General features: G+C 63.4%; 17 protein-coding genes. 10 read left to right on the forward strand and 7 right to left on the reverse strand.

The features are described from left to right. The first annotated feature begins 50 nt into the window (after window positions 1–50). The 9 genes from B9C99_RS19045 to B9C99_RS19085 all read left to right on the forward strand — a co-directional run bounded on the left by B9C99_RS19045 (window position 51) and on the right by B9C99_RS19085 (window position 10,294). The gene (locus B9C99_RS19045; protein ID WP_088898945.1) at window positions 51–1,169 is read left to right on the forward strand and encodes an acyl-CoA dehydrogenase family protein; all 1,119 of its coding nucleotides are present in this window, start codon (window positions 51–53) and stop codon (window positions 1,167–1,169) included. A 7-nt stretch (window positions 1,170–1,176) separates the two neighbouring features. Continuing rightward, a complete protein-coding gene (locus B9C99_RS19050) occupies window positions 1,177–2,376 on the forward strand; it encodes a CaiB/BaiF CoA-transferase family protein (RefSeq protein ID WP_253250133.1) in 1,200 nt (399 codons plus the stop codon). Further along, window positions 2,373–3,527: a zinc-binding dehydrogenase gene (locus B9C99_RS19055; protein ID WP_088898946.1), complete on the forward strand. Its 1,155-nt coding sequence runs from the start codon at window positions 2,373–2,375 to the stop codon at window positions 3,525–3,527. Before B9C99_RS19050 ends, B9C99_RS19055 begins: the two co-directional genes overlap by 4 nt. After that, on the forward strand, window positions 3,524–4,648 hold the full coding sequence (locus tag B9C99_RS19060) for a glycoside hydrolase family 88 protein (protein ID WP_088898947.1): 1,125 nt from the start codon (window positions 3,524–3,526) through the stop codon (window positions 4,646–4,648). Before B9C99_RS19055 ends, B9C99_RS19060 begins: the two co-directional genes overlap by 4 nt. A gap of 55 nt (window positions 4,649–4,703) precedes the next feature. After that, window positions 4,704–5,885: a GAF domain-containing sensor histidine kinase gene (locus tag B9C99_RS19065; protein WP_088898948.1), complete on the forward strand. Its 1,182-nt coding sequence runs from the start codon at window positions 4,704–4,706 to the stop codon at window positions 5,883–5,885. After that, window positions 5,882–6,520, forward strand: coding sequence for a response regulator transcription factor (locus B9C99_RS19070; protein WP_088898949.1), 639 nt, complete (start codon window positions 5,882–5,884; stop codon window positions 6,518–6,520). The genes B9C99_RS19065 and B9C99_RS19070 overlap by 4 nt, the downstream gene beginning before the upstream one ends. 121 nt (window positions 6,521–6,641) lie before the next feature. Next, window positions 6,642–7,961 (forward strand): MFS transporter, encoded by a 1,320-nt coding sequence (locus tag B9C99_RS19075; RefSeq protein ID WP_171061715.1) that lies wholly within the window; start codon window positions 6,642–6,644, stop codon window positions 7,959–7,961. 174 nt (window positions 7,962–8,135) lie between these two features. Then, on the forward strand, window positions 8,136–8,897 hold the full coding sequence (locus tag B9C99_RS19080) for an SDR family oxidoreductase (protein ID WP_088898951.1): 762 nt from the start codon (window positions 8,136–8,138) through the stop codon (window positions 8,895–8,897). Window positions 8,898–8,911: 14 nt separating this feature from the next. After that, window positions 8,912–10,294: a TrkA family potassium uptake protein gene (locus B9C99_RS19085; RefSeq protein ID WP_088898958.1), complete on the forward strand. Its 1,383-nt coding sequence runs from the start codon at window positions 8,912–8,914 to the stop codon at window positions 10,292–10,294. Between the two features lie 165 nt (window positions 10,295–10,459). Here B9C99_RS19085 and B9C99_RS19090 read toward each other — a convergent pair whose 3' ends face one another. The 7 genes from B9C99_RS19090 to B9C99_RS19120 all read right to left on the reverse strand — a co-directional run bounded on the left by B9C99_RS19090 (window position 10,460) and on the right by B9C99_RS19120 (window position 19,218). Beyond that, window positions 10,460–10,717: a MoaD/ThiS family protein gene (locus B9C99_RS19090; RefSeq protein WP_064060767.1), complete on the reverse strand. Its 258-nt coding sequence runs from the start codon at window positions 10,715–10,717 to the stop codon at window positions 10,460–10,462. Then, window positions 10,710–11,585, reverse strand: a complete 876-nt coding sequence (fdhD, locus tag B9C99_RS19095) for a formate dehydrogenase accessory sulfurtransferase FdhD (RefSeq protein ID WP_064060766.1) — start codon at window positions 11,583–11,585, stop codon at window positions 10,710–10,712. Before fdhD ends, B9C99_RS19090 begins: the two co-directional genes overlap by 8 nt. Window positions 11,586–11,741: 156 nt before the next feature. Next, window positions 11,742–14,102, reverse strand: a complete 2,361-nt coding sequence (locus B9C99_RS19100) for an FdhF/YdeP family oxidoreductase (protein ID WP_072740542.1) — start codon at window positions 14,100–14,102, stop codon at window positions 11,742–11,744. Window positions 14,103–14,451: 349 nt separating this feature from the next. Then, window positions 14,452–14,649: a tautomerase family protein gene (locus B9C99_RS19105; RefSeq protein ID WP_006552221.1), complete on the reverse strand. Its 198-nt coding sequence runs from the start codon at window positions 14,647–14,649 to the stop codon at window positions 14,452–14,454. A 125-nt stretch (window positions 14,650–14,774) separates the two neighbouring features. Beyond that, window positions 14,775–16,031, reverse strand: a complete 1,257-nt coding sequence (locus B9C99_RS19110; RefSeq protein WP_039583665.1) for an amidohydrolase family protein — start codon at window positions 16,029–16,031, stop codon at window positions 14,775–14,777. Between the two features lie 69 nt (window positions 16,032–16,100). Next, window positions 16,101–17,576: an aldehyde dehydrogenase gene (locus B9C99_RS19115; RefSeq protein ID WP_088898952.1), complete on the reverse strand. Its 1,476-nt coding sequence runs from the start codon at window positions 17,574–17,576 to the stop codon at window positions 16,101–16,103. A gap of 34 nt (window positions 17,577–17,610) precedes the next feature. Continuing rightward, on the reverse strand, window positions 17,611–19,218 hold the full coding sequence (locus B9C99_RS19120; RefSeq protein WP_253250135.1) for a nicotinate phosphoribosyltransferase: 1,608 nt from the start codon (window positions 19,216–19,218) through the stop codon (window positions 17,611–17,613). Window positions 19,219–19,908: 690 nt separating this feature from the next. On the opposite strand from B9C99_RS19120, the gene B9C99_RS19125 reads away from it, so the two are divergent. Beyond that, a complete protein-coding gene (locus B9C99_RS19125) occupies window positions 19,909–21,000 on the forward strand; it encodes an LLM class flavin-dependent oxidoreductase (RefSeq protein ID WP_039583668.1) in 1,092 nt (363 codons plus the stop codon). Window positions 21,001–21,016 lie beyond the last annotated feature (16 nt).

Genomic DNA, 21,016 nt, shown 5'->3' on the forward strand with positions numbered 1-21,016 from the left:
CCGTCGAACTTCCGAATCATCACCTTCCCCACACAGACCAGGAGTAATTCATGAGTATCGAATATCGCGAATTCCGCGAGAGCGTCCGCAAACTCGCGCAGACCAAGATCGCACCGCACGCCGCCGATGTGGACGACAAGGAACGATTCCCCGCGGAATCCTGGGCAGCCCTGCGCAGCAACGACCTGCCCGGACTCGCCTACCCCGAGAGCCTCGGCGGCAGTGGAGCCGACCTGCTCGCCCAGGTCATCGCTGTAGAAGAAGTCGCAGCGTCCTGTGCAAGCACGGCACTGGTCATGCTGGTCAACTGGGCCGGCACCTCCACCGTGCTCCGCCAAGGCTCCGACGAACTCAAGCAACTGGTGGTACCGAACGTCGCATCGGGCGCCGCCGGCGCCGCATGGTGCATGACCGAGCCGCGCGTGGGCTCGGACCTGTCGGCGATCGCAACGACCGCAACCCAGGATGGGTCCGACTGGATCCTCAACGGTCAGAAGCGGTTCATCAGCAATGCGCCGTGGGCCGACTGGTACGCCGTGCTGGCGAAGACCGGCGAGAAGTCACTCGGCATCTTCATGGTGCACAAGGACGACGCCGGCGTCAGTTTCGGCGCTCCCGAAAAGAAGATGGGTATGCGCGGCAGCCCCACGACCGACGTGAACTTCGACGAGTGCCGACTGCCCGCCGTCCGGGTCGTCAACGACCCCTACCAGGGGTTCGCGTACATCTCCGAGGAACTGAACGTCAGCCGGGCACTCATCGCCGCGCAGGCCCTCGGCATCGCACAGGGCGCATTCGATGCCGCCGTGTCGTACACGACCGACCGCGAGCAGTTCGGCCAGTCCATCTCCCGCTTCCAGCTTCTGCGCGGCATGGTCGCCGATATGGCCGTCAAGATCGAGTCGGCCCGCACGCTGCTGTACGACGCAGCCCGTCTCATCGACGACGGGGAACCGGCGGGACGGACGAAGGCGGCCATGGCGAAGCTGCTGTGCAGCGACACCGCCATGTCGGTGACCACCGATGCGCTCCAACTGCACGGCGGATACGGCTATGTCCGTGACTATCCGGTCGAGCGGATGATGCGCGACGCCAAGATCACCCAGATCTACGAGGGCACCAACCAGATCCAGCGACTCATCATCGCCAAGTCGGTATACGGAAAGTAGGCGCACCGTGCACCACCCCCAGCAACAACAAGCGCTGAGCGGCATCCGGGTCCTCGACCTCGGCGAGATCATGCAGGCGCCCGTGGCCGCACAGGTTCTCGGCGACCTCGGCGCCGAAGTGATCAAGGTCGAGCGCGGTGTCAACGGAGACATGCTGCGAGGCCTCGATCGCGAGTCACTCGACGAAGGTCGCCCCAGTGCCTACTTCGCCGCGGTCAACCGCAACAAGCGCAGCATCGCACTGAACCTGAAAACCCCTGAGGGGCAGGACATTCTCCATCAGCTCCTCGCGGAGGCGGATGTTCTCATCCACAGCTACCGGACCGCGGCAGTCGAACGACTGGGCTTGACCTACGACGATCTGCACGAGCGCTATCCTCGGCTCGTCTACGGCACTGCGACCGGATTCGGCGAGACCGGACCGTACGCCCACAAAGCAGGCCAGGACATGCTCGCGCAGGCACTGAGCGGAATGGCACGCGCGTGCGGCGACCCGTCGATCTCGGCATACGTACATCCGGTACCGACCGTGGACTACGCCTCGGGTATGGCCCTCGCCCAGGGAATCTTGGCAGCACTGTTCGAACGCGAGCGCTCCGGCCGCGGCCAGAAGGTCAGCGTCAACCTCTTCGATACAGCACTGGCCCTGCAGACTCTCGAAAGCTCCACACTGCTGGCGTACCAGCGTGAGACCAACTGGGTCAGCGACTGGTACAGCGGCATCTTCGAAACGACCGACGGTCTGCTCTTGGTACTCGGCCTGTTCCGCGAGAACGCTCTGGGTCTGGCATGCAAAGCTCTCGGCATCGACGATCTGTCCGTCCAGCCGACGTTCGCCACACCACAGCTCCAGGCAGAGAACAAAGAGGCCGCCAACGCGGTTCTGCGTCCGCTGGTCGCACAGCTGAGCACCGTCGAGGCGGCGGAATTGTTCGACGGGGTCGATCTGCTGTGCGCACCGCTGCTCACCCTGCAAGAAGCGCTCGATCATCCCCAGACGCGGCACAACGGCACGCTCGTCGACGTCGAGATCGAGGGTGTGCGCACCACCCGGTTGATGGGCAACCCTGTCACGTTGTCCCGCACCCCCGCCCAGGTGCGCCGTGGGGTGCCGGCGGTCAGTGAACATGCCGACGAAATCCTCCATGAGCTCGGTATCTCCGAGTCCGATGTCCAGACCTTGCGCAGTAAGGGAGTGATCCGATGAGTAATACGATGCAGACGGACCCGACGAGCCCGACCACCGGCACCGCCACGGCGATGGTGCTCGAAGGCTTCGGACAGACCATGACCGCGACGACGTTTCCGCGCGTGACCCCCGACGCCGGCGCGGTCGTCGTCGACGTCACGCACGCGGGAATCTGTGGAACCGACATCCACCTGCAGCAAGGTCGCCTGCCCATTCCGGTACCGCTCATCCTCGGACACGAGGCGGTCGGTCGCGTACACGCCCTCGGGGAGGGAGTCACCACCGATGCCCGGGGCGAGCAACTGCACGTCGGGGACGCGATCTCATGGGCGTCCAACATCCCGTGCGGGCACTGCTACTACTGCCAGGACCAGCACGAACCGTCGCTGTGCGAGACCCGCAAGGTGTACGGCATCAACCAGTCATCGGCCGACTGGCCCCATCTGTCGGGTGGGTGGTCCGAACAGATCTACCTCCAGCCCGGCTCGACGATCATCCGCATCCCGTCCTCGGTGACCCCGCAGCAGGTAATCGCACTCGGCTGCGCCGGCCCGACGGCCGTGCACGCCGTGAACGATATCGCCAAGCCGCAGACAGGTGATGTCGTCGTGGTCCAGGGCAGCGGACCGGTCGGTCTGGCCTGCGCCATGTACGCCACACTCGCCGGCGCGGCGAAAGTGATCATCGTCGGCGGGCCGGCCAACCGTCTCGAGGTCGCGCAGGCCGCCGGCATCGGCGACATCCACATCGACATCTTCACCGAGACCGATCAAGAGGCCCGCCTGGAACGGATCCTCGCGCACACACCGGACGGGCGCGGCGCCGACGTCGTCATCGAGGCCACCGGAGTCCCGACCGCCGTGGCCGAAGGCATCGACCTCACCCGCCGCGGCGGCAAGTACCTCGTCGTCGGGCAGTACACCGACCACGGCACCACCCCGATCAACCCCCACTACATCACCAAGAAGCAGTTGCAGGTGCTGGGAAGCTGGGCGTTCTCGCCGCAGAACCACCTCGAATACGTCGAATCCCTCCCCCGGCTGACCGCCCACTTCGATCTCGCGTCGATGGTCACCGAATACCCGCTCACCGAGGCGGACGACGCCATGGCCGATATGCGGGACGGGCGCACGCTCAAGTCGGTCCTCACCACCGGAGGCCGGTCGTGACCAACTCCCGGTACACCGCGGCGATCGAGGCGATGCTCGAGCGGATCGACTCGACCGCCAAGCAGACCGACGGCACCTTCCCGCACTACGGCGACATCGAATCCGGCGAATGGACCACCACCGCCGACGGAAACTGGACCGGAGGATTCTGGGGTGGCCTGGCCGCACTCGGCTTCGCCGCCTCGGGTGACAAGCGCCTGGCACACCTCGCCGACGACATCACCGCGCAGATCCTGCCCCGGCAGAATTCCGACACCGCCTTCCGCGGCTTCCTCTTCTGGTACGGGGCGGCAGTCAACCACCTCGTCACCGGAAGCGACGACGCGGCGCAGACCGCTCTGGCAGGTGCCCACGGACTGCTCACCAGCTTCAACGATCGCGCCGGCATCATCCCACTCGGAGCAGAAGCAGAAGAAGCAGAAGCGGTCGGAGAAGGCGCCGCGAACATCGACGCCGTCCCGGGCACCGTCGCGCTGCTCTCGTGGGCCTCGGCACATACCGGCGACCCACGCTTCCACGACGCCGCGATCCGCCACGCGCAGCGGCACATCGAACTGTGCATCCGCACCGATGGCTCGGTCTGTCAGTCGGCACGATTCGACACAGCCAATGGTGCACTGCTGGACCGCTACACCCACAAGGGCATGAACGCCGACAGCACCTGGGGCCGGGCACAGGCGTGGGCGATGGTGGCATACGCCCAGGCCGCACAGTGGTCATCGCCGTCCTTCCTGCCGACCGCCGTGCGCCTGGCCGAGTGGTGGCTCGACCGCACACCGACCGGCGCCGTCGTGTCCTGGGACTTCGACGCCGGCACCGGTCCGGACGTTCCGATCGACACCTCCGCCACGGCCATCGCCGCTGCCGCGCTGCTCAAGCTCGACCGGCTCGTCCCTGAGCGGACCGACTTCCGGGACCGGGCCGTCGCCCACGTCGAGGCACTCCTCGATCACCTCACCCCCACCGGACCGCACGACAGCAGACCGGCAGGGATCCTGATGGACGGTTGCTTCGACAAACGCCGCGACTTCGCGACCCGAAACGAACTGATCTGGGGCGACTACTTCCTGCTCGAGTGCCTGATCAACCTGAACAACCGGTCCGATACGCTGAAGCTGTGACCGAGCCACCATGACGGGTCACCCGAGACCCCGGAAAGAAGATCGAGGAAAGCCGGTGTCGGAAAATACACCTACTGCAGCTCACGAGTTCACCCACTCGGACCTCAAACCGTCGATCCTCGACAATCTCGCACTTTCGCGCGCCGAGCTGCTGGTTCTGACCGACGAAGCGTCGGCGATGACCACGGCCGGCCAGCGGATCCGGGAGATCGGCGACTTCGACATGTCGCTCATCGGGCGCGTCGAGGTCGATGGGGTGATGGTTCACCGCAGTTGGCAGGGCACGAAGAGCAACGCTCTGCACCGACTGGTGGTGCCGGAAGGGATCGGGCTCGGCGGCAAGAGCATCATGCTCCAACAACCCGTCTGGGTACGGGACTATCTGTCCGACCCCGGAATCACCCACGACTTCGACGCGCTCGTCGAACAGGAGTCACTGCGAGGAATGCTCGCCGTGCCCATGGCCTATGAAGGTCATGTTCTCGGCGCCATGTACGTCGGCACCCGCGAATATTCGTCCTTCGGTGATCGAGTCATCGCAGAGATCCAATCGATCGCCGAAACGGCCGCCGTCACTCTCCTCAGCGCCCAAAGGGCCGCCACCCAGACAGAACTCGCCCTCGAGGCCGAACGGAAACGGCTCGCCGAATCCCTACACGATTCCGTGAGCCCGGTCCTTTTCCGGATCGGCGCCGAACTGCAGAGCCTGCGCGCCCTCGCTGACGCGCAGGCGATCCACGATCGCCTGCAGGAGATCACCGAACAGGTACACGCCGTCAATGCTTCCATCCGCCGATCGCTGACCGACCTCACCGCGCGGCCTCCCGAACGAAATCTTCCGGTCGGCATCGAGGAGGACTGCCAGGCATTCACGCTCCGGACCGGTATCCCGGCTCGTTTCGTGCCCCTGACCGAATCTCCCGACCTCGATGCCAGCCGCGTCGAGGCCCTCCAACGCCTTGTTCGCGAGGCGCTGGTCAACGTGGAAAAGCACGCCGATGCGTCCACCGTGGTGGTCAGCTTGTCGGTGCGGTCGGGCAGGGTGACGGTCGTCATCAGCGACGACGGCCGGGGCGTCGACGGCACCGACGATCCGATGCGAGGAAGCCAGCTGGGGCTCGGATTGGCTGCAGGGCGCCTCGAGCGGCTCGGGGGTGGCATGTCGGTCGTCAGTGACGACGAAAGTGGCACCACCGTTCGCGGCTGGGTAGACGCTCTGGAGGGATCGAGCACATGACCGCGCCACCGAAGACCATCCGCATCCTCGTCGTCGACGATCATCCGATCGTGCGTGGCGGCGTGGAACTGCTCGCCCGTGAGGACACCGACCTCGAAGTCGTGGGAGGGGCACTGACCGGCGCGGCCGCGGTCGAATTGGCCCGCACCCTGCCCGTCGACGTCATCCTCCTCGATCTTCGACTCCCCGATATCCCTGCACCGGAACTGATTCCGCGTCTTCGGCGAGCCGCGCCGCACGCGCGGATACTGCTGTTCACCGCGTTCGCCGATCACGGTGCCATCGATCTGCTGATGGAAGCAGGCGCCGACGGCTGCCTCGTCAAGGACATCAGCGGACAGGACTTCGCCACAGCCATTCACCGTGTGTCCAGCGGAATCCGGGTGGTCGACCCGAGGTTGACGGGACCACGAAAAGTCGTGACCTCCGAGGCGCTGTACCGGGCCGGCCTGACCCGGCGCGAGTACGAAGTGCTGCGTTTTGCGGCCATGGGTCACAGCAATCCCGAAATCGCTCAGGAACTGTCTCTCACCCGCAACACCGTGAAGACCTATCTGCAGAGCGCCATGCAGAAACTGAACGCGCGCAATCGCGTCGAAGCCATTGCGCGCGCGCACGAACTTCGCTTGCTCTGAACCGAATTCGCTTTCTCCGGAGCGCACTCCACCTCTCCACATGGAGATGTTGTGTGTTCTGGGTCACCCATATATTCGAGCCGCAGAAATCATCTCGCGCTCGCGGCAACGGAGGCCCCACATGCCCAAAATGTCCCAAACATCGAAAGTAGGATTTGCCAGCGGTGTCGGCACAACGGTCGAATGGTACGACTTCTTCATCTACGGCACCGCAGCCGGACTCGTCTTCAACAAGATCTTCTTCCCCGAGTTCGACTCTCTGATCGGCACTCTGCTCGCCTTCGCCACATTCTCCGCCGCCTTCGTGGCGCGCCCGCTCGGCGGAGTGGTGTTCGGTCACTTCGGTGACCGGATCGGACGCAAGTCCATGCTCGTGATCACCTTGACCATCATGGGCTTGACCACTCTCGGAGTCGGGCTACTCCCGAGCTACGAGACCATCGGCGTCGCCGCACCGATCATCCTCGTCACCTTGCGTTTCGTGCAGGGTCTCGCACTCGGTGGTGAGATCGGCGGGGCAATTCTCATGGCCGTCGAACACGCTCCCGCCGACAAACGCGGCTACTACGGCAGCTGGGTGCAGATGGGCGTGCCGGCAGGACTGATGCTCGGTAACACGGTCTTCCTGTTGATGGCCGGACTGTCTCCCGAAGCGTTCGAATCCTGGGGATGGCGCATTCCCTTCCTGATCGGCGGCGTATTCGTCGCGATCGGCCTGTTCGTCCGACTGCATGTCGGCGAAAGCCCGAACTTCGACCGTGTCAAGAAGAACGCACAGCTGGAGAAGCTGCCCATCGGGGTGGTCCTTCGCCACTACCCCAAGCAGGTCCTCCTGACCTGCGGTGCCTATTTCGCCATCGGCGTCACCTTCTACGGCACTACGGTATTCGGCCTCAGCTACGGCGTCACGCAGGTCGGCTACACCCGAAACCAGATGCTGACACTCGTCCTCGTCGCCATGGCGGTCACGTTCGTCGCACTACCGTTGTTCGGCAAGCTCTCGGACGCCTACGGCCGAAAGCCGGTCTTCCTCGCCGGGGTTCTCGCCATGCTGCTGTTCACCTTCCCCTGGTTCTGGCTGGTCAACTCCGGATCCTTCGCGCTGGCGATGATCGGGTTCGTGGTGTTCTGCCTCGCCTTCGCCACCTCCTACGGTCCCCTCGCAGCCTTCTTCGCCGAAGCCTTCGACACCCGCATCCGCTACACCGGAATCTCCTTCGGCTACACGATCGGCACCCTCGCCTCGAGCGCTCCCGCACCGATCGTCGCCACCTACCTGCTCGATCGCACCGGCTCGTACGTCGCCGTGGCGCTGTTCATGGTCGCAATGTGCGCCGTCTCCGTCGTCTGCGTGATCGCCATGCGCGAGACCTACCGACAGGACCTGTCCGACAACGACGAAACCTCCGGACAGGAACAGCTGTCACCGACCTCTCACTGAGCACGCTCACGCACCGGTCCCCGGTCGCCGACGCCCCGCCCCCTTCGGCAGGCCGCCGATTCGTCCGTGCAGGATCCCGCGGCCGTGGACCTCGACAGACATCCATCCCACCCCGATTCCCGGGGGCGCGGAACTCCTCCCCCCGCGCCCCCGGCACCCTCGAAACGAGTCCAGATGAGCATCGCCGAACCGTCGCTGCACCCGTTGGCTCTACCCACCACCTCACTGCGTGTCCTGGTCACCGGCGTCGAACAGAACGAAGGTGCCCACGTGGCCCGAACGTTGGCAGCAGCTGGACACCACGTGTTCACGCACAGCTTCACCCTCGATGCTGCCGAGCACCTCGCCGGCCGAGTCGCCGATGACGACGGGATCGCTCATCCGGTCGCGGCCGATCTGACCCTCGAATCCGACGTCGACAACATGTTCACCCACCTCGAGCGACGACATGGCGGCATCGACGCGCTCGTGCACACCGCATGGCTACCCGGCCCGGAAACCGCATGCCACTCGCTGAGCAAGATCCGCCCCGCCGACTGGGGCCGGTTCACCTACGACCACATGGCGTTGTTGTTCCACACGACCAGACGTGCTGCAGTATCCCTCCACCGCACCGGCGGCATCGGATCGATCGTCACCGTCACCGGCCTGGACACGCTCCGCAGAATCACCGACACCGATCGAGGACCGGCGCGAGACTCCATGGACGGCGCAATCGAATCCTTCGCTCTCGCCGCCGGACGTGAACTCGGCAGTAACCTCTTGCGGATCAACAATATTCGTCTGGTACCCACCCCGACTCCGGAGACAAGTGTCACCGCTGCTGCCCCGATACGCCTCGAAGCGGTGCTGCCGGAGCTGATCGACCCAACATCCGATATCAGCTCCGGTGGCATCTTCACTGCCTACACCTCGTTCCCTGCACCTGTGCGGTGATCGGCGTCGGCCCGATGTCCCCCTTCGTTGTCATCGGCGCGTCGAATGTTGCCCGGCTCGTGTGCGCGTCACTCACCCAACGCCACTTCGATGTTCTCCACCTCGATGCACCCGACGACCCGGAACTTCTGCAGATCACCCAGCACGACCCGGCCGGGGTCGCCGTCGTCACCCACGACGACGCGGTCGCCGTCCGTTATGCCCTCGCCATCGCCCACATCAGTCCCCACACACCGATGGTCGTGACCGTCTTCGATCGCACCATCGCCAACCAACTCACCCAATTGATTCCCCACTGTCAGGTCACCTCCCCCGCAGACCTCGCGACACCGTCCCTGGCCGGCCCGTGCATCGCTGCCACGATCGACGCCGCGCACACCGCGCCCGATGGCACCACACGCGTCCTCCGGCAATCGGCCCACGGTGACCAACCGACCTGGCAGCCGCTACCCCACAGCCGCACCAGCAGAATTCGCCGCCGATTCGTCCACTCCGTAGGCACACTGCGATCCCACGACGCCGGCACCCGCATGCTGCTCACCGGCCTTATCGGACTGCTCGCCATCCTCCTGATCGATTGGATATGGCTCACTGTCGGCAAAGGCCACCACTGGGTCGAGTCCCTCAAAGAAGCAGTCCAGGTCGTCGCCACCGTCGGTCCCGCACCGGCCTCACACGGCGACCACACCTATGACGTGTTCGCGGCTCTGGCGATGTTGGCGGCGATCGTGTTCACCGCCATGTTCACCGCCGGGATAATCGAACGTCTGCTCGGAACCAGCCTCATCGGCTTGATCGGTCAACGGGTTCTCCCCCGCCGCAACCACGTCATCGTCGTCGGATTGGGACAGGTCGGTCTCCGGTTGTGCCTCGAACTCCGCAAACTCGGCATCCCCGTCGTCGCCATCGAACGCGACGATCGAGCCCGCAATCTGCGCCTGGCCCGAGCGCTGAACATTCCCACCATCGTCGGGCACGGTACCGACAGAACCCTCCTCGAACGCGCCCGCCTCGACCGGGCCCGATGCCTTGCCGCCGTGGGCTCCGACGACCGTGACAACATCGCCGTGTCCGTGGCAGCCCACGGAGTGCACCCCGACGCCAGACTCGTCCTCAGAGCCGGCGAACACGAAGCCCTCACCGACACCGGATCCCTCCTCCCACTCGGGATCACCAGAAACGTCGCAACCTTGAGCGCAACCTTCGTCGTCGCCCGACTGCTCGGTCTCGACGCCCACCGCGTCGTAATCGCGAACAACGCAATCCACCTCGAACTCGACGACGCCTTCGAGCAGTTCACCCTCACCGCACCGCACCATTGCCCGCACCTGACCACACAAACATGCCCACCTCTCGCTCACCGCGCGTATCCGGAAAAGACCTCAACGAAGCGATGAATATTCATCCGAGGAGTCCTCTCCGATGGCGACGCTGCAGGCCGGCGCGGGCACGGCCTTATCAACCCTCGCCGAACTCGAAGAATTCGATGTGCTCACCTACGTGTCGGACTGCTCGTCCGTCGTCGTTGTAGCAATCACACGTATCGACATCGAGGTCTCACTTCAGCCGCCGGCGAACGGTGGTAGCACGTCGACTACAGGACCCACAGCACGAGCGGGGTCACGGGTGAGCTCATCCCCGACCAAGAACATCGCCACCGACAGCACACGAGCCATATCGGGGCCGTGTCGGTCGATCAGCACCGTCTTCAACGTCCCGAGGTCGGTGGTAGGCGGCAATGCCACCGTTTCCTTCTCCGTCCCTGCGGTCTCTGCCGCTGCGGCGAAGTAGCGCACCTCGATAGCCACTGTCCTATCCATCAAAAGCTCCGGTAGAAGTGCTCGCAGAGTCGAGACCTGCGTTCCCCGTACCAACCCGTTCGGCGCGGGTATAGACGTTCATGGTGTCCCCGCGCAGGAACCCGACAAGAGTCAAACCGGCGTCATGAGCAAGGTCGATGGCCAGCGACGACGGCGCGGAAACGGCCGCCAGAACAGGAATGCCGGCCATGACCGCTTTCTGGGTCAGCTCGAAGGAGGCACGTCCGCTCACCAGCAGCACGGTATGGCGCAGCGGTAATCGTCGGTGCTCGACCGCCCAGCCGATGATCTTGTCGACGGCATTGTGGCGTCCGACATCCTCGCGCAGTGCGAGGAGTTCCCCTGCAGCGGTGAACAATCCGGCAGCATGCAATCCGCCGGTGCGGTCGAAGGTCTCCTGCGCCTGTCGCAGCGCGGAGGGCATCACCGCCAGCACTTCCGGATCGACCACGACCGGGTCGTGAGCCGGTGAGTGGCGGGAGCGTTGGCGGATCGCATCGAGGGAGGCCTTCCCGCACACCCCGCACGAGGAGGTGGTGTAGAAGTTGCGTTCGATGCCGGTCTCGGGCAGAGCCACTCCGGGTGCGAGATCGATATCGAGGACGTTGTAGGTGTTGCGCCCGTCGTCGCCCGTGCTGTTGCAGTAACGGATTGCAGCAATATCGTCGCGGCCGGTGACGATCCCTTCAGTGAGCAAGAACCCCTGGGCAAGTTCGATGTCGGAACCGGGAGTGCGCATCGTCACCGCCAGTGCAGTGCCATCGACGCGCAGTTCGAGTGGTTCTTCGACAACGACCGTGTCCGGACGCACCACCCGCTGCGTTCCCTGCAGTCGGGTGATGCGGGCACGGGTGGTCACTCGCCCCATGATTCGAACCCATCGTCGAAACTGTCGCACCGGCCGGCGAGCACACGCTGTTCCGACCGGGGCGCAGATAACGCCGAGGACATGCCCACACAACGCAGCAGCAGCTGGACGACAGCAATGAACACATGAGCGAACAGAACAGGCATCGAGATTCTCCTACGCAGACTTCGGATCGAGCTCGATACCCGGCCCGTCCGGCCGCTTCCCAGGCGCCCGACGAGGCACAAGGCGGACGGTGACCGCCTTCGAAGCAGGAGTGTTGGACTTGAGTGCCACATGGTCGAGAGGCACGAGCGGGTTCGTTTCGGGATAGTAGGCCGCAACATTGCCCATCGGGGTCGAATAGGGCACGAGCCTGAAGTCCTCGGCCCGGCGCTCCTCGACGGTGCCGTCGGGACGGGTCCACTCCGACACCAGATCCACCCGGTCGCCGGGAGCGTATCCGGACGCTTCGATGTCGTCGGGATGGATGAACAGGACCCGCCGGCCCGCCTTGATGCCGCGATAACGGTCGTCGAGGCCGTAGACGGTGGTGTTGTACTGATCGTGGCTGCGCAACGTCTGCAGGATCAGCCGACCCTCGGGGACAGGAAGCCAGTGCAGGTCGTTGACGACGAAGGTCGCCTTGCCGGTGTCGGTGGTGAAGCGGCGTTCGTCCCGCGGCGGGTGGGGCAGGACGAACCCGTCCGGCCGCCGTACCCGGGTGTTGAAGTCCTCGAATCCGGGGATCACCCGCGAAATCGCATCGCGAATGCAGTCGTAGTCGTCGGCGAACCGCGCCCACGGCACCCGATGGCCGGAACCGAACAGGTGCTGGGCGAGCTCGCACACGATGGCGACCTCACTACGCAGATGCGAACTGGCGGGTGTGAGCCCTCCACGCGACAGGTGCACCACCGACATCGAATCCTCCACCGACACCATCTGTTTGCGTCCGCCGCGGATGTCCTTGTCGGTCCGCCCCAGGGTGGGCAGGATGATCCCGGTCGCTCCGTGCGCGAGATGACTGCGATTGAGTTTGGTGGAGACCTGCACCGTCAGCGCGCAACTGCGCAGTGCGGCGGCGGTCACCTCGGTGTCGGGGGTGGCAGACAGGAAGTTACCGCCCATGGCCATGAACACCGACGCCTTGCCGTCGCGCATGGCGCGGATCGCGTCGACCGCGTCGTAACCGTGCTGGCGGGGACAGCGAATCCCGAACTCGGTATCGAGGGCCTGCAGGAACGACTCGGGGGCTTTCTCCCATATGCCCATGGTGCGATCACCTTGAACGTTGGAGTGTCCCCGCACCGGGCACACCCCCGCCCCACGCGTGCCGATCATCCCGCGCATCAGCAGCAGCGCTACCGCGTCTTCGATGGTGGCCACGGCGTGGGGATGCTGGGTCAACCCCATCGCCCAGCAGATGATCGTCGCTCTCGAGGCGACCAACGCTGCTGCAGTGTCCTCGAGCTGAGATCGGCTCAGACCCGTCGCAGTCGACACGGTGTCCAGATCCACGGCGCGGATATGGGTGGCCCACTGCTCGAAACCGGCACAATGCCGGTCGAGGAAGTCGCGGTCGAGGACCGTGCCGGGAGCACGGTCCTCGGCGGCGAGCAGCAGTTTCGCCAGACCTTGGAACAGGGCCTGGTCACCGCCGAGGCGGATCTGCAAGAACTCGTCGGCGATCGCCACTCCCTCGCCGAGCACGCCACGCGCCTTCTGAGGATCTTTGAAACGCAACAACCCGGCTTCGGGCAGCGGGTTGATCGCGATGACTTTCGCGCCGCGGGCCTTGGCTTTCTCGAGTACCGACAGCATGCGGGGATGGTTGGTCCCGGGGTTCTGGCCTGCGATGAGGATCAGGTCGGCGTGTTCGAGGTCGGTCACCGACACCGAACCCTTGCCGATGCCGATGGTCTCCGACAGGGCCGTACCGGAAGACTCGTGGCACATGTTCGAGCAGTCCGGCATGTTGTTGGTGCCGAACGACCGAATCATCAACTGGTACAAGAACGCGGCCTCGTTGGAGGTCCGCCCCGAGGTGTAGAAGATCGCCTCATTCGGGTCCGGCAGCGCCCGCAGATGCTCGGCGATCACCGCGTAGGCATCGTCCCAGTCGATCGGCTCGTAGTGGAGGCTGCCAGGCCGGATGATCATCGGGTGCGTCAGCCGGCCCTGGCGACCGAGCCAGTAGTCGGTGCGTGCGAGCAGTTCCGGTACAGAATGGCGGGCGAAGAAACCGGGGTCGACGGTGCGAGTGGTGGCTTCCTCGGCGACAGCCTTGGCGCCGTTCTCGCAGAATTCGGCACGTTTCCGGTGACCTGGTGTTTCCGGCCACGCGCAGCCCGGGCAGTCGAAGCCATGCTGTTGGTTCAGCTTCGTCAAGGTGCGGGCGGTGCGCACCGGACCCATCTGCTCGAATCCGTGCCGCAGCGAGACCAACACCGCCGGTACCCCGGCGGCATAGGATTTGCGCTCGCTGACTTCGATGTCGTTCTCGTCGTGAACGAGCGGATCGCTGATATCGGTCATACGCTGTGTCGTACCCATCGATCGGTCGGCGAGCACACCCCACCGAGAGAAAGTCGGTTTCGACGCCGAGAAGACGAGACCCCCTGTCGCGGCAGTTGATAACCGTGCCCTCTCGGAGGTTCCGTTGGTTGTTTCCTGACTGCATCCGAACCTATCGAGCGTGGCGGCGTCTCCACGATTCGGAGGTGATGTACAGAATCCGGATTACTGATCATCCAGTAATATATGCTGGCGGCGCGCAGCCGAAAGCTGCGCGCCGCCAGCATGTATCGGAGCGGCAGAGGTGGTTCGCCGAACCACGGTGGTACCGGTGAGTTGCCGAATGCGCACCTTTGCCGGCGGGGTCTGCTCAGCTGCTCTTTTCCATGGTCCGGCCTCCATGTCCCCACCGCTCACGCGGTACACCATGCAGCACGACCGTTGTTTCCGATCCGATCTCTTCTCCCAGGATCGAGGACACCGCTTCGGTCAGCGCTGCCACCATCTCGCCGGAGAACTTCGTCTCGGAGAACCTTTCTTCGAAGAAGCTTGCTTCGATGTACGGCATTTCCTTCTCGCTTTCTCGTCAATTCAATTCGTGCAACTACTATCGGCCGAGGCCGGAGTCGTTGATGTTCGGCCCCGGTTTTCAGATTTCCGGTACCGATATCTGCTTCCCGACGGAGACGACTCTCAGAGCGAGAGCAACGCGGCCGATTCCTCCAGATAGCTGGTGACGTCACGGCCCGATCGGACGACCGCTTTGATTCCCTGTCGCAGGCGAGTTATGTCCGAAAGGATGGTCCCATCGACCACCAGCGCATCTCCGATCGAGCCGGGTCGCAGCGAGCCGATGTCCGGGCGGTCGAGAAGTTCCGAAGCCACGACGGTGGCTGACGCCAACGCTTCATTCACCGACATCCCGTGTTCGACATACAGTTCGAGTTCTCGGTAATGGGCACCGAACGGGCACAGGGACCCGGATGAGTCCGTTCCCATCGCGATCTTGACTCCAGCCGAACGGGCGATATCGAACGATTCCAGAGCCCGATCGTGCGCCTCGCGCAGGCTTTCGACTCCGGCTTCGGTCAGGCCTCGGGCCGTCCCTTCGCGTTGGCACCAGTCGTTGAACGCGAGGGTCGGGACCAAGAATATTCCCTTTTGCGCCATTTCCGAAGCGCATTCTTCGTCGAGGAACGAGCCGTGCTCGATGCTGTCCACGCCGGCTTCGATACTGCGTCGAATCCCTTCCAACGACAGGGCATGCGCGGCGACGCGCAGATCCATGTCGTGCGCCTCTTCGACGATCGCCGTGAGTTCCTCGACACTGTAATTGGGCCAGTGCGGTTTCTCTCCTTTCGACATACCACCGCTGGCCATGACCTTGATGAAGTCCGCACCGCTTCGGGCCTGCAACCGGACCATTTGCCGGCAGGCATCGACACCGTCTGCGGTATCCCATTCGCGGCGTGGCGTGTAAGGAGGGTAGAACAGGTCACCGTGGCCGTTCGTCATGGTTATCCACCACGGCGCGACCAGAAGGTTCGGAGCGACGATCAGGTCGTCGGCGACCATGTCACGCAGTTCGACTTCGCCCACTCCCCGATGCCCCATGCATCGGAGCGTGGTGAACCCTGATCGTAGGGCACGGAGCGAGTTGCGATAGCCATGAAGCAGCTTTTCCGGACCGCTTTTTTGACCCCGGAACACATCGCTGGGAAGGATCCGCTCGTGATCCGAGTTCGTTGTCAGGTGCACATGACAATCCACCAGACCCGGCAGAACGACACATCCCGATGCATCGAGCCGCGCGACGCCGGGCCGGACCACCTCTGCCTTGTATTCGCCCGCATAGCTGACCCTGCCGTCTTCGATGTAGAGCAGTCCCTCCGAATAGGATTCGTCCGGGCCTACCCACACCAAGCCGTGTTCTATGGCAATCTCAGTCACATGATCCTCTTACGGTCGGCTTCGGTCGTCTGACCCGGCCGTGGTCTCTGCACCGCTCCGGGCACGGGTCTACTCGGGAGGTGCGTCCAGGACAACAGTCTTGTTCTCCAGGTACGCCTGCAGTCCTGCTACCCCGCCTTCGCGTCCGATACCGGATCTCTTGAATCCTCCGAACCCGATACCGAAGTCCACACGATTGCCGTTCTGCCCCACGGTGCCGGAGTGAAGCCTACGGGCAATGTCGAAAACCTTCTTCGAGTCATGGGTGAACACTGCAGCATTCAGACCGAACTCCGTTGCGTTCGCAATCCGAACGGCGTCCGTGAGATCCCGGGCCGGGGTCACGGCCAGCACCGGACCGAATATCTCTTCCTGAGCGATCCGCGACGTCTCCGACACATTTCCGAAGACGGTGGGCTCGACGAACCAGCCGCGATCGAGGTGGGACGGGCGTCCGCCGCCGTAAGCCAGTGTCGCCCCTTCCCTGATCCCGATCTGGATATAGTTCTCGACACGGTCCCGCTGCCGATCGCTGGCCAAAGGTCCCAGCGTGACCTGAGGATCGTACGGGTCGCCGATTACCACCCGGTCGAATTCGTCTGCCAACGCCTTGACCATCTCATCGTGACGTTCCTCCGAAACGATGATCCTGGTGAGCGATGCGCAGATCTGACCCGAGAGGAAGCACTCCGCAGAAGCGATGGTGTGTGCCGCCTCGGCAATGTCGAAGTCGTCCAGGACAATGGCAGGAGACTTGCCGCCGAGCTCCAGCGAAGACCGTGCAATTCGACCACCGAGGATGCTCCCGATTCGTTTGCCGACTTCCGTTGATCCGGTGAACGAGATCTTGTCGACCCGAGGGTCGGAGACCAACCGCTCGGAGGCAGCACGATCAGCGGTCACCACGTTCAGGACACCCGCCGGAATGCCGAGCTGATCAGCAATTTCCGCCATGATGTATCCAGCCCCCGGAGCTTCCGGGGACGACTTGATGACGACGGTGCATCCCGCCAGCAGTGCCGGCGCCACCTTGAACGCGATCAGTCCCATCGGCGCGTTCCATGGAATGATCGCTCCCACGACGCCTACAGGCTCTTTCACGATCATGCCGAAGCGTGCGCCGTTGGTGGGTGTGACTTCTTCCTGGAACGGGAAGCTCTTCGCCAGACCTGCGTAGTACCGGTACGCGTCGATTACCTCGCGCATGACACCGGGGACCGACGATGCCAGAATCCCGGTCTCTCGCGGCCAGATCTCCACGATGTCATCGATCCGCGCTTCGACGGCATCAGCGATATCGAGCAGCACCTGAGCCCGCTCGGCGTGCGACAACCGCGGCCAGGGTCCCTCGTCGAATGCCTGCCGGGCCGCTGTAATCGCGCGATCGATATCGTCGACATCGGCGTCCGGCACCGAGTAGTAGACCAATTCGCTTGTCGAGTCGACTACATCGATTAGAGCAGACGAGTGCGGGGGAACCCACTTCCCGTCGATGTACAAGCAATCTGTATTGGCAAGTGGCACACTCGGCAACTTTGTCATCATGGATCCCTAGTTATCTGTTCAACAGTTGTTGTGGTCAGGCAGGCACCGCGGCGCTGTCCTGCGCACGCATCTGTTCGATGACGGGGTAGTAGTACTCCTCGGGGACCTCCGCCTCGCTCCGCTCGATCAGCTCGGAGAAATCCCACTTCTTCAGGAGCTTGCCGTTGCGGTACACCGGCTGAAGGAGGTTCTCCTCGGGAGAAACCGAGTCGCGTCGCACCGTGCGGTACTCACCATCCCGCTTGACGAGGGCGAGACGGCCGGCCTTGGACACCTTGAAGCTCGCCCCGGTCGGCTGCTTGGCCACATCGCGCCATTCACCGTTTACTCGCACAGCGTTGCACTTCTGCCCGAAGTTCAACGTGTCTCGGTTGAAGTGCTGGAGCAGACCGCCGCCCATACCGAAAATCGCGTTCTCTGCCGCCATGCCCCGGCGTTCGAGTTCCATGTAGATCTCCGACAGGGTATCGAGCGTGATGCCGTCGCCCTGGACGACCCGCAGATACCGGGGCAGAACCTTGAATCCCTTGGAGTTGACCTCATAGCCGAAGGCATCCATGAGCCACTCAGCGGTATCCGCGGTCACCTGCACAGGGTCGCCCGAGTCCGGACGAGCACAGACCACGCCCGGGAAGTTCTCGATCTCGGCCTTCAGTTCTTTGCCGAGGATGTTCTTCACAGCGTTCTCATGGTCGTACGAGTCGGTCAGCAACAGCACCACACCGGCATCGCGGTAGGTGTTCATCATGTTGCGAAGAGCGTCGACTTCCTGATCCCGACCCCATGCCGTGAAACCTGCATGCTCGCTGTTCGGGCCCGAGTTCGCCGGACACACCGCGTTGTAGTATTTCATCGCAGCCAGGATGCCCGGCACCGTGTCACTCTGGTTGAAGTTGACCAGGTGTGCCAGACCACCCAATGCAGCAGATTCCTGGGAGCTCACGCCGCGAGCGCCGTAATCGTGCAGCTGGAAGCGCAGCAGATCCGGATTGTCCGAGGTGCGAGCGAACGCTTCCTTGATGATCTGCTTGCACATCCAACTGACCGTTCCGATCGTGGTCGGGTACCACACCGCTCGCAGCAACGCGGTCTCGAAGAAGCTGGTCACCCAGTGGTACTTCGGATCGGTGTTGATAACCTGCACAAGGACATTGCGGGTGGGCAGCACAGTCCCCTCGGGGACTGCCTCGATCTCTACAGGAAGGAATCCGCCGTGGTCGTTGAGGATGCCCATCCAGTTGTCCCTGCAGAAGGGCATCCCCTGCGCCCTGGTCACCGCTTCGGCCTCATCGATGTCGGCGAGGGTGATCGGCCGGAGCAAGCGCTCCTGGATGTAGGCCTGCAGTCCGACGAACATCGTCGCCGGGAAGATGCCACCACGCGATTCGACGTAGCTGGAGACGTACTCGGTTCCCTGAGGATAGAGAGTGTGGTGGCAATGCTTGTAGGTATCGGTGTTGAGGATCAGATTGTCGAATCCCGAGATAGTGGGCATGGACGTTTCCCTTCGTTCGTGTGATGCGAAGACAGTTGTTGAAACGTTTCTACTGCTGCACGAAAACTGGGCCAGAAAGCCTGGGGACATACCGCGAGTCGCAGCATTTGAATTCGTGCGGCCGTGTCGGCGGTTGCTAGAGATCATGGTCGAGCCCACACCTCAGGTCAAGCGTTGACGCGTAAAATCTTCCGGCAATATTCGCGCAACACAGTCGATACCTCCGGCAGCACCCAGGTCTGTCTACAGACCGCCACAACCGGGATGCAGCCCGTCACCGAACGATCGATAGTGCTCTGCGCCCTCGGAGCTGTGTTGCGAACAGAAAGTGTGTTGTAGGAACACTTCCCGGAGCAGGGATGACAGAACCGTCTGCACAATCACGCAGCAACCGACACCCGCCGGCACGTCTCCCCTGTGCACCACCACCCGACCGCGGCCGACCACGCCTCTACCGACTGCCGGACGAATCCTGCCGAGCACCCGGGTTGAATCGCTTCTACATCTGCGTCGCTCATTGCCTTCGTGATTCGCGGATCTTGGAGGTTGATCCAAACACCGGAACACCCGGCCTTACGTCTCTCACCAGCGTGAACAACGTTTATCGAGTTTCTCGAAAGAAAACGAGTTCGGCACTATGCACAGGGCGCCGGACCGTTGTATGCTCCGGATGTACGCGATAGAACCGTTTCTACATCGCCCCACAGTCCGAGTTCGGCAGGGACCCACGCACCGGGTCTGGCCCGGAACTGCACGAGCAGCGTCCGCTCTGCAGCCGGAACTCGGCACGCCTCCAGCAATACAGGAACTGCCCAACCTCGTAGAAAGACAGCTTCCATGAAGATCTGGGTCACCACTCCATTCTTCTACCGCGACATGAGCCGTCCGTGGTCCGAACTCCTCAACGACATGCTCAGCATCGTCGATGCCGCAGAGGACCTCGGCTTCGAGGGCGTCACAGTCAACGAAAATCACTTTCAGAACTACGTCAGCAATCCTTCATCGCTGATGTTCAGCGCTTTGGCCGCAGCGCGCACCGAGCGCTTGCGAATCATGCCCGGCATCGTGGTCCTTCCGTACTACAACCCGTTGCTCATCGCGTCGGAGATGAGTTTCCTCGACCAGATGGCACCGGGGCGCATCGGCATCGGCGTGGCGCGGGGTGGCAGTCGCTACCCGCTCGACCGACTCGGCATCAACCCCAAAGAAGCACGCGACATCTACGAAGAATCCCTCGAGATCATCAAGCGGGTGTGGGTCGAGGACGATGTGTCGTTCGACGGCAAGTACTTTTCGTTCCCGCCGACGACTCTTGTGCCCAAGCCGGCATCCAAGCCGCACCCGGAGGTATGGGCGGCCTCGCAGAGCATCGACGGCGTACGCCGCGTGGCACGACAGGGAAACAACCTGATCACTGCTCCGAACTACGGCAACTTCGAGCCCTACGGCGATCTCGAAGCGTTGCTCGCCGCGTACAACGACGAGATCGAGACGAGCGGGATGCCTCGAAAGCAGGTGATGGCCCTTCGCCACACCTGGCTCGGCAACACCGAAGAAGAGGCGACCGAGTACTTCGACGACGTGCTCAGTGAGTACAACTACTATCTCACCCTGGTGCATGCCTCCAGCTCCGGCCAACAGTCCCAAGAGGAGCGTCTGGCAGCACGCGCCGAGGGAAAGAAGGACGACTCGGTGGTCCAGGGCGGAGCGATGAGGCCCGCCCAGGAGTCGTTCTCCAAGGAAGGGCTCCTCGAAAAGTACGCCGATCCCATCCTCACCACCCCCGACAAGATGATCGAACGATTCAAGTCCTACGAGGCATTGGGCGTCGATCACATGGCGTGCCTGATCGCCGTGGGACAGCCGATCGAGGCGATCATCAAGAACATGCAGTTCATGGCCAAGGAAGTGCTCCCGGAGTTCTCCTGAGACCCGGCCCGACGAC

The sequence above is a fragment of the Rhodococcus sp. BUPNP1 genome (assembly GCF_002215235.1).
GTDB lineage: Bacteria > Actinomycetota > Actinomycetes > Mycobacteriales > Mycobacteriaceae > Rhodococcus.